The sequence below is a fragment of the Spongiibacter sp. genome (assembly GCF_041602295.1).
Taxonomy (GTDB): domain Bacteria; phylum Pseudomonadota; class Gammaproteobacteria; order Pseudomonadales; family Spongiibacteraceae; genus Spongiibacter.
This window is the reverse complement of sequence record NZ_JBFIGO010000102.1, coordinates 1-9287: the sequence shown is the minus strand read 5'-3', so window position 1 is coordinate 9287 and position 9287 is coordinate 1. Positions and strand designations below refer to the sequence as shown.

Genomic DNA, 9287 nt, shown 5'->3' with positions numbered 1-9287 from the left:
GCGATCGTCTTCGGGCACCTCAACCGTTTCCACTGACTTGCCGGCTGAGGCCTCGCTACCGTAGACCATTTTGATCAACTTGCTGCCCAGGTTGCGGCGCAGCACGGCGTGGCGGTTTTTCTCCAGCGTCGCTTTGTGAACATAAAATTCGTCGGGGTTCACCGCGCCCTGCACCACGGTTTCGCCGAGGCCGTAGCTGGCGGTGATAAAGACCACGCCGTCAAAACCCGACTCGGTGTCCATGCTAAACATGACGCCGGCAGCGCCAGTTTCAGAGCGCACCATGCGCTGAATACCGGCAGACAAGGCCACGTCGGCGTGCTCAAAGCCCTGGTGAACCCGGTAGGCAATGGCGCGGTCGTTGTACAAAGAGGCGAAGACCTCTTTGATGGCAATCATAATATTGTCGAGGCCGTTAATATTGAGGAAGGTTTCCTGCTGGCCGGCAAACGAGGCATCGGGCAGGTCTTCAGCGGTCGCCGATGAGCGCACCGCGCAGGCCATTGCTGGATTGCCGTCAATCATTTTGGCGTAGGCCGTGCTAATCGCCTCATTTAGCGGCGCCGGAAAGGGCGTATCGACAATAGCTTGGCGAATCTGCTTGCCCACCTGAGCCAATTTTTTCACATCGTCGATATCCAGGTCTTTTAGCATATCCTGAATGCGTTGATTGAGGCCGCTCTGGTCGAGGAAGTCACGATAGGCTTGGGCGGTGGTAGCAAAGCCATCGGGCACCGACACACCGGCACTGGAGAGCTGGCTGATCATTTCGCCCAGAGAGGCGTTTTTGCCCCCGACGCGCTCGACATCGTTCATGCCTAAGTCTCTGAACCAAATCACGTAATCAGTCATACAATACCTCTCTTATTGCTATGCTTTTGTCGCATAGCGATTAAGCGGAAAAAAAAGCGACGAACGCATACTAAAACAGCTATTCTGGAAATTCCCGTCGAAAACATCGCAGCGTTTGGTAAAAAAACTACATGATGAGAACTGTATTCTATATTTCAGACAGCACCGGCATTACCGCCGAGACGCTCGGCAGCAGTCTTTTATCTCAATTTGAGCAATTGGAATTTGATCACGTGGTGGTGCCCTACGTGGACTCCGTAGAGAAGGCGCGTGCCGTAGTTGATAAAATTGACCAAAAAGCCGAACAGAGCGGCTACCAACCGATTATCTTCGACACCCTTGTCAACCAGGAAATTCGTGCGGTCATCGCCACGAGTCAGGGCTTTATTATCGACGTCCTGGATACCTTCCTCAGTCAGCTGGAGACCGCCCTGGGGGCAAAGCCCTCCAGCACGGTGGGTCGGGTACAGAATGCCGACCGCGACGCCCGCTATAAGCACCGCATCGACGCGGTGAACTTTGCCCTGGACAATGATGACGGCGCCCGCATCAATCGCTACGATCAGGCACAGGTTATCCTAATCGGGGTGTCGCGCAGTGGTAAAACCCCGACCTGCCTGTATCTGGCGATGCAGGCAGGTATTTTTGTTGCCAACTATCCGTTAACCGAGGAAGACCTGGAAGAGCGGCGCCTCCCCAAACCACTCGCCGAATTTCGCGAGCGACTGTTTGGCTTAACCATTGAACCGGCCAGGCTGGCGGCGATCCGCAGCGAGCGCCGTCCAGACAGCCCCTACGCCAGTTTGCGGCGCTGCGAAGATGAAGTGCGCGATGCCGAGGCTTTATTCAGCCGTTTTGGTATTCCCTATCTCAATACCACCCATGCCTCGGTAGAAGAAATTGCTACTCGCGTGCTCGTAGAAACCGGCCTGCGTGGCCAGCGTTCGTAGGATCTGTGTATATGCCCTGCCCCGACACCTCTGACAGCCACGCCAATACCGGACTGATACTGCCAGGCGGCGGCGCCCGTGCGGCCTATCAGGTTGGGGTGCTAAAAGCCATTGCGAAGATTCACGGCGAGCGCCGCTGCAACCCCTTTCCTATCCTTGCCGGAACGTCGGCAGGGGCGATAAATGCGACCCAGTTGGCCGCCGGTGCCCACCACTTTAACGGCACAGTAAAAAACATGGAAATGATGTGGGCAAGCCTGGCCACGGAGCGCATTTACCGCGCCGATATTTTCGCCGTCATCCGCAACGCCCTGCGCCTGGGCCTATCACTGTTTAATGCCGGCGTGGCCACCGGACGGCCTGTTGCACTGCTAGACAATAGCCCTCTTCGCGAACTGTTACAGCGCCATATCCGCTTTGAATCCATTGGCTTGAATATCCTCAATGGCGATCTCGACGCCCTGTCGCTGACGGCCATGAACTATACCGAGGGCCTGTCTGAAACCTTTTTCCAAGGCGGCCCTCAACACGCCGGCTGGCAGCGCTGGCGGCGGCAGGGGTTGGCCACGCCGATCCAGCTTCAGCACCTGATGGCATCCACCGCGATTCCGACGATTTTTCCGCCGGTCAAAGTGGGTCGCTACTACTATGGTGATGGTGCGCTGCGACAACTGACGCCGATCAGCCCTGCCATTCATTTGGGGGCCAACCGGGTGCTGGTGATCCCCGCCAGTGGCCACAAACGTGTCTACCCTCATACCCCGAAAGCCATTCAGTCGCCCGCCTTCGGCCAAATAATTGGTCAACTGCTCAACAGCGCATTTATCGACAGCATCGAAACAGATATCGAGCGTTTAGAGAGGGTGAACGAGCTACTGGCACTGATCCCCGACGAAAACCTGCAGTCAATGGGGCGCGAATTGCTGCCGGTGGAATGTTTAGTCATCAGTCCTAGCGAAGACATCGATAGTATTGCCGACGACCATATTAAAGAGCTACCGCGCAGCCTCCGTACCTTTATGGGGCGCACCGGAAGTAACCGCGGCGGCAATGTCAACATTGCCAGTTACCTGCTGTTTACCGATGAGTTTTGCGCCAAACTGATCGATCTGGGGTACCGGGATGGACTGAGCCAAGAACAGGAACTGCGCGCCTTCTTATATCATTGACCCAAGCGTTATTTAACGCCGACGATGGCGTATAGCCCTTTAAAACGCGCCGCAACCTGGCCGCCGACGACCACCTCGGAGTGCAATTCAATCTTGCCGCGGCCACGCTGACTAAACGCCTCGAAAAACTGCGCCCAAGCTGCCTCGTCAGTGGGTTTGGAGCGCGCAACAATATCCTCTGCCACCGGCCGCAGATATTCGATCTCGGCCTTGGCCACGACGATATCCGGGTCCAAACCCTGCTCCACACAGCGCAAATACACCGCTCCCCAGCAGGCCATTACGGCAACCACATAGAGGCTGCCGCCGAAGGCGGTTTGCTTGTCGTTGATACTTGGCGCCAGCGGCGCATGTAGGGTTAGCGAGCCGCCGTCGTAGTCCGCCACCGACAACTGCATATGCCGCGCTGTGGGCAGGTATTGTGCAATAAACTCGCTGAGTTTGTGACTGACGCTATCGGGCATTGCCGCCTATTCCTCAAACAACAATTTAATCAGCGTTTGCGCCGCCAAAAAGGGCGTGGTCTGCCCCTCGGTGACTTTCTGGTTCAGCTCGGGCAGCAGCGCTTTAATCGCCGGGTTTTCTTTGAGCTTGATGTCCAGCATTTCGTGGAGCAGCTTGTTCATCCACTCCCGGGCCTGGCGCGCCCGTTTCTCCATCAAGGCGCCATTTTTGCGGGCATCGAGCTGGAAATCGCTGATCATCCCCCACACCGCTTCGATATTTTCGTTTTTAATGGCTGAGCAGGTCATTACCTGCGGCGTCCAAAAACTGCTGTGGCGCAGCAAATGCAAAGCGCTCTGATAGTGACGCCGGGTCTGGGTAGCCAGATTAATACTCTCGCCGTCGGCCTTGTTGATCACCAGCGCATCGGCCAGCTCCATAATGCCTTTCTTAATCCCCTGCAGTTCATCGCCGGCATTGGGCAGCATCAGCACCATGAAAAAATCGACCATGCTGGCGACTTCGTATTCCGACTGGCCCACACCGACGGTTTCTACCAGTATCACGTCGTAGCCGGCGGCTTCACAGAGCAGCATTGTCTCGCGGGTTTTCAATGCCACGCCGCCCAGCGAGCCCTCCGAGGGCGATGGCCGAATAAAGGCCTCACTGCTGCGCGACAGCAGCTCCATGCGGGTCTTATCGCCGAGGAGCGAGCCGCCGGCAATCGGCGAGCTTGGGTCGACGGCCAATACCGCCACACGCTTGCCCTGCGACACCAGATACAGGCCAAAGGCCTCAATGAAGGTGGACTTACCCACCCCGGGAATTCCGGTAATACCAATGCGGATGCTGTTGCCGGTCTGCGGCAATACCGCCTCCAGCAATTGCTGGGCCTGGGCGCGGTGCTCCAGTTTCTTGCTCTCGACCAGGGTAATCGCCTTGGCCAGCGCGCGCGAGTTACCGCTTTTCAGTGCCTCAATATCGATACTCATAGACTTTGCCAATACTAAAACGGGAGGCGGTCGCAGCGGCTAAACCGCGCTACCGCCTCCCGCTTCACACTCCCTGAATCAGCCCTTGTAGGCTTCGTTAATGGCGTCTAGTACACCGCGTGCAGCCAGTGGGATCTTGGTGCCGGGACCAAAAATGCCCTTTACGCCAGCGTTGTAGAGGAAGTCATAATCCGGGCGCGGAATCACGCCCCCGGCGACCACGATAATATCGTCGGCGCCGGCTTTTTTCAGTTCCTCGATCAGCTGTGGCACCAGGGTCTTGTGACCGGCTGCCTGAGAGGAGACACCGACCACATGCACGTCGTTTTCCACCGCCTGCTTGGCGACCTCTTCCGGCGTTGAGAACATCGGCGACAAGTCGATATCGAAACCGACATCGGCAAAGGCCGTAGCAATCACTTTGGCGCCGCGGTCGTGACCGTCCTGACCCATTTTGCAGACCAGCATACGTGGGCGGCGGCCGTGTTTTTCAACAAACTGCTCGATATCGCTGCTGATCCCCTGCCAGTTTTCATCGTCCTGGTAGGCGCTGCCATACACGCCGGACACCGTTTGTGCCTGGGCGTTAAAGCGACCAAACTCGCGTTCCATGGCATAGCTGATTTCGCCCACTGTGGCGCGCAGGCGCGTGGCTTTGACGGCCAAATCCAACAGGTTGCCTTCGCCGGTCAGTGCGCACTGATAGATCGCTTCCAAGGCATCTTCAACGGCTTTTTCATCGCGCTCTGCGCGAATGCGGGCCAAGGCCTCGACCTGAGACTGACGCACTTTTTCGTTGTCGATATCCAGCACTTCGACATCGTCTTCTTCGGCCAGGGTGTATTTGTTCACCCCGACAATCACATCTTCACCGCGGTCGATGCGCGCCTGCTTGCGCGCCGCTGACTCTTCGATGCGCAGTTTCGGCATGCCGGTTTCGATGGCCTTAGCCATACCGCCCTTCTCTTCGACTTCCTGAATCAATTCCCAGGCGCGATCGGCAATATCCTTGGTCAGCGATTCCATCATATAGGAGCCGCCCCAGGGATCAGCCACCTTGGTGATACCCGTTTCTTCCTGAATAATCAGCTGAGTGTTGCGGGCGATGCGCGAGGAAAACTGTGTCGGCAGCGCGATGGCCTCATCCAGCGCATTGGTGTGCAGCGACTGGGTGCCGCCAAATACCGCCGCCATCGCTTCAATCGTGGTGCGCACAATATTGTTGTAGGGATCCTGCTCGGTCAGCGACCAGCCCGAGGTCTGGCTGTGGGTACGCAGCATCTTCGAGCGCGGATTTTTCGGCTCGAACTCCGACACAATACGCGCCCACAACAGGCGAGCGGCACGCATCTTGGCAATTTCCATATAGAAGTTCATGCCGATGCCCCAGAAGAAGGACAGGCGGCCGGCGAACTTGTCGATATCCAGGCCGGCGGCAATTGCGGTGCGGATATATTCCTTACCGTCAGCCAGGGTATAGGCCAGTTCCAGGGCCGCATCGGCACCCGCTTCCTGAATATGGTAGCCGGAGATCGAAATGGTATTGAACTTCGGCATGTTTTCCGAAGCATAGGCAATAATATCGCCAATGATTTTCATCGACGGTGCCGGCGGGTAGATATAGGTGTTACGCACCATAAACTCTTTCAGAATATCGTTCTGAATGGTGCCCGACAGCTGGTCTTGGCCCACGCCCTGCTCTTCGGCTGCGACAATATAGCCCGCCAGTACCGGCAGTACCGCGCCGTTCATGGTCATCGACACTGACACCTTGTCCAGTGGAATGCCGTCGAACAGCACCTTCATATCTTCCACCGAATCGATGGCCACACCGGCCTTGCCGACATCGCCGGTCACCCGCGGGTGATCCGAGTCGTAGCCGCGGTGCGTTGCCAGGTCAAATGCGACGGACACACCTTGACCACCGGCGGCCAGCGCCTTGCGATAGAAGGCATTGGATTCTTCCGCGGTCGAGAAACCGGCGTATTGGCGAATCGTCCAAGGGCGACCGGCATACATGGTCGGCTGCGGCCCGCGAATAAAGGGTTCGAGGCCTGGGAAGGTATTGGTATATGGCAGATCGGCGATGTCTTCTGCGGTGTACAGGGGCTTTACATCGATGCCTTCAGGGGTGTTCCAAACCAGGTCATCAAGAGACTTGTTGCTGCGCTCCAGCGATTTATTGGCAAGACTTTGCCACTCGTCCAGAGAAACCTCAGGGGCTTTGTAATCGGCCATATGCGTATACCTGTCAGTGTAGTCGCTGCGACGCCGCCTCTGAGGGCAGCTAGCGCAACATGGATTTAGTGGTCGGCGGCGGGCTGGCTAATTTCAATCAGTACGCCATCGCAGGATTTGGGGTGGATAAAGATAACTTGGCAGCCATGGGCACCGGGCGACGGCGCATCGGACAAAAACTGATAGCCCTTCGCCTTAAGGCGCGCGACATCGGCGTCGATGTCATCACTGCGGAAACACAGATGGTGAATGCCACCCGGCTTTTTTTCCAGGAATTTGGCAATTGGGCCTTCGCCATTGAGCGGGTGTACCAGCTCGATACTGGTCGGTGGCAGCGGAAAGAATGCGGTAGAAGTCTTAGCGCTTTCCACATCTTCAGTGCCTTCGAAGGTCAGGCCGAAATCTTCCATAAAGCGCTTAATGGCCTTATCGAGATCGGGCACGGCGATGGCGATATGATCTAGGGCGGTAATCATGGTCTACTCCAAATGAACGCTGGCGAGAGCCGCAGGGATAGCCATCGCCGACACCCTTAGGTGCCGTCGACGGCTGCAGCGTTTCGCACTTTAGGCGATAGCCTTGAGAAAATTGTCGGTTTTCGCACGACGCTCAGCAGCGATCTGCTCCGGCGTGACCACTTCAATTTTCTCGTCAGGGTTAATCTTAAACAGGGGCTGACCTTTCTTGATAATCACCCCGTCGCCTTCCACCAGAACTTTTTCGATAGTCCCGGCAAATGGTGCGACCACCTTGTTGAACATTTTCATGACTTCAACAATATACAGTGTGTCACCGGCTTCGAAATGATCGCCCTCGTTGATAAATACGTCCATACCTGGCGCTTCGCGCGGGTAGAACATACCGCCGCTGGCGGCCAGGATCTCGTCGGATTTCGCCACCGGCGGCGGCACCAACACTTTGGCCATACGTTTCTGCAGCGCTTCTTCGGTAAGGCGCTCGGGGATATCAATGCTCAAGTCTGGCTGCACTGCCAATTCGAAGAAACCGGTGCTATCAGCGATATGCGCCAACACCGCCAGCAACTCCGTACCCGCCATATAGCCGCTGTGGGCGCTGCGCACTGCAGCCCATTCCGCCGCATTAAAGCCCTCGGGCGCCTCGCTAGTAGACAGCAGTGCCTGCAATGCCGGGAAGTCACTAACGTTTACTCGCGACTCCAGTGACTGGTAGAAAGCCACGGCCGCCGACAGAATCTCGTGATCGTGGTCCCAGATCATGTAGCGGGCCGGTTTACCTGCTTCAAAATCCATATTCAAGTAATGGTAGAGGCGATCGAGCAGCACAATGGGATTTTCTAACCACTGCACTTCACCGCCGCTAACGCGCAGCGCCTGCTTGTTAATGCTCAACCAGCCCGACATATAGTGAGGCTCAGCAAACAACCGCTCCAGGGGGCGAGTGAACAGCAATTTCTTGGCGTCCAGTACCGCAGCCCATTGCGCCGCTTGTTCGCTGTCCTTTTCCATATAGCGCTGACGAATCACACCGTAGGCGTAATCCAAATCCAGCTGATTGGCCTGCTCTTTCAGCAAGCCCACCAACGTCAGGTAGGGAACGATAAAGCGCGTGCTGGGGCGAGCATTGATGCCATTGCCGATAAACCAGTGCACCAGGCCATAGTGAAATTCGAGATTGGTCGCCAGGTCTTTACCGCGCAGTTCGGTGCAACGCAGAATCTCCGCCATGCGCCGGTAGCTGTCCATACGGGTTTCACCGGTGGTCAGCAACAGCGCAATATTTGAGTCGTAGGCCCCGGCCAGGTGGTACTTCATGAACACATCGGTGTCGGGGTTATGGGTAGAGATACCCTGGTCATCGCGAATTTCACCGGGAATGGCGTTGGACCAATTCTCGATAATACCGCCGGCGTGGGGCTGCAGAGCCTGGTTAGTGGCGTTCATCCGCGCCTCAACCGAGGTTTTTTCGCGCAGCAGGCGCTCGGGCTTGGGCAGTGCCTTGCCGTGACGGGCAATCAGTACCATCACCTCAACCAGGCTCTCGGCAATGAAATAATCAGCCGGGTTGTCGGGGTTAGTAAACTTGAGCTTGTAGCACAGCTCGGTTACGCGGTGCTCAACCTGGATACGGGTGTTCATCTCCATAAAGTAGTGAGATTCACCGTCGACGATACACTCGAAGGTGCCCACCGAATCCAGTTTTACCGCCTCACCAAATACCGCGCCTTCGTGCTCCATACGCTGAAGAATCACCAGATCCTTCTTCAGCTGCTCGGCCTCAGCCGCACTGCCGGCAGCCTCGGCAACCGCGATCGCAGCTTCCAGTTCTTCTTCTGTGACCGAAACCTCCAACAGCTTTTGCTCGTGCATCTGCAGTGAGCAGTCGCGACCGCCCATGGTCATGCACCAGTCGCCGTTGCCCACCACCTGAATTTCCTGGTGACGGGTGGTGTCGATATTCATCTCGATCAGGACGTTTTTGTTGTCCCCCACGCCGTTGGTTTTCAGCTCGATCAAGCACTCCAACACCAAGGACGGTACATTGGCTGCGGCTTTCTCGACCTTTTCTTCCAGCGTGGCGCCGTCATAGGAGTTGGCCGATTGCAGGATGCGCTGGCCTTTACCACCGCCACCGGCAATGGCTTTCAAGCGGAAGCGATTATT

Annotated in this window: 8 protein-coding genes; 2 read left to right on the top strand and 6 right to left on the bottom strand. The window is 56.6% G+C overall.

What is annotated here, in order from left to right; translation table 11 throughout:
- On the bottom strand, positions 1-852 hold an 852-nt coding region (locus tag ABYM29_RS13220; protein ID WP_372865244.1), incomplete at its 3' end, for a PEP/pyruvate-binding domain-containing protein.
- A 131-nt stretch (positions 853-983) separates the two neighbouring features.
- On the opposite strand from ABYM29_RS13220, the gene ABYM29_RS13215 reads away from it, so the two are divergent.
- A complete protein-coding gene (locus ABYM29_RS13215) occupies positions 984-1802 on the top strand; it encodes a pyruvate, water dikinase regulatory protein (protein WP_372865243.1) in 819 nt (272 codons plus the stop codon).
- An 11-nt stretch (positions 1803-1813) separates the two neighbouring features.
- Positions 1814-2971, top strand: coding sequence for a patatin-like phospholipase family protein (locus tag ABYM29_RS13210; protein ID WP_372865242.1), 1158 nt, complete (start codon positions 1814-1816; stop codon positions 2969-2971).
- A gap of 8 nt (positions 2972-2979) precedes the next feature.
- Here the strand turns inward: ABYM29_RS13210 and ABYM29_RS13205 are convergent, their stop codons facing one another.
- The 5 genes from ABYM29_RS13205 to ABYM29_RS13185 form a co-directional block, all read right to left on the bottom strand.
- Complete coding sequence (locus tag ABYM29_RS13205; RefSeq protein WP_372865241.1) at positions 2980-3435, bottom strand: YiiD C-terminal domain-containing protein; 456 nt, start codon at positions 3433-3435, stop codon at positions 2980-2982.
- 6 nt (positions 3436-3441) lie between these two features.
- A complete protein-coding gene (meaB, locus tag ABYM29_RS13200) occupies positions 3442-4407 on the bottom strand; it encodes a methylmalonyl Co-A mutase-associated GTPase MeaB (protein WP_372865240.1) in 966 nt (321 codons plus the stop codon).
- A gap of 78 nt (positions 4408-4485) precedes the next feature.
- A complete protein-coding gene (gene scpA / locus ABYM29_RS13195) occupies positions 4486-6645 on the bottom strand; it encodes a methylmalonyl-CoA mutase (protein ID WP_372865239.1) in 2160 nt (719 codons plus the stop codon).
- A 65-nt stretch (positions 6646-6710) separates the two neighbouring features.
- Positions 6711-7121 (bottom strand): methylmalonyl-CoA epimerase, encoded by a 411-nt coding sequence (mce, locus tag ABYM29_RS13190; RefSeq protein WP_372865238.1) that lies wholly within the window; start codon positions 7119-7121, stop codon positions 6711-6713.
- Positions 7122-7211: 90 nt separating this feature from the next.
- Positions 7212-9287, bottom strand: a 2076-nt coding sequence (locus tag ABYM29_RS13185) for a biotin/lipoyl-containing protein (protein WP_372865237.1), incomplete at its 5' end; no start/stop codon positions are given.

Coding starts and splice junctions, on each gene's coding strand:
- ABYM29_RS13215 (WP_372865243.1), top strand. CDS start 984: ATGATGAGAACTGTATTCTATATTTCAGACAGCACCGGCATTACCGCC.
- ABYM29_RS13210 (WP_372865242.1), top strand. CDS start 1,814: ATGCCCTGCCCCGACACCTCTGACAGCCACGCCAATACCGGACTGATA.
- ABYM29_RS13205 (WP_372865241.1), bottom strand. CDS start 3,435: ATGCCCGATAGCGTCAGTCACAAACTCAGCGAGTTTATTGCACAATAC.
- meaB (WP_372865240.1), bottom strand. CDS start 4,407: ATGAGTATCGATATTGAGGCACTGAAAAGCGGTAACTCGCGCGCGCTG.
- scpA (WP_372865239.1), bottom strand. CDS start 6,645: ATGGCCGATTACAAAGCCCCTGAGGTTTCTCTGGACGAGTGGCAAAGT.
- mce (WP_372865238.1), bottom strand. CDS start 7,121: ATGATTACCGCCCTAGATCATATCGCCATCGCCGTGCCCGATCTCGAT.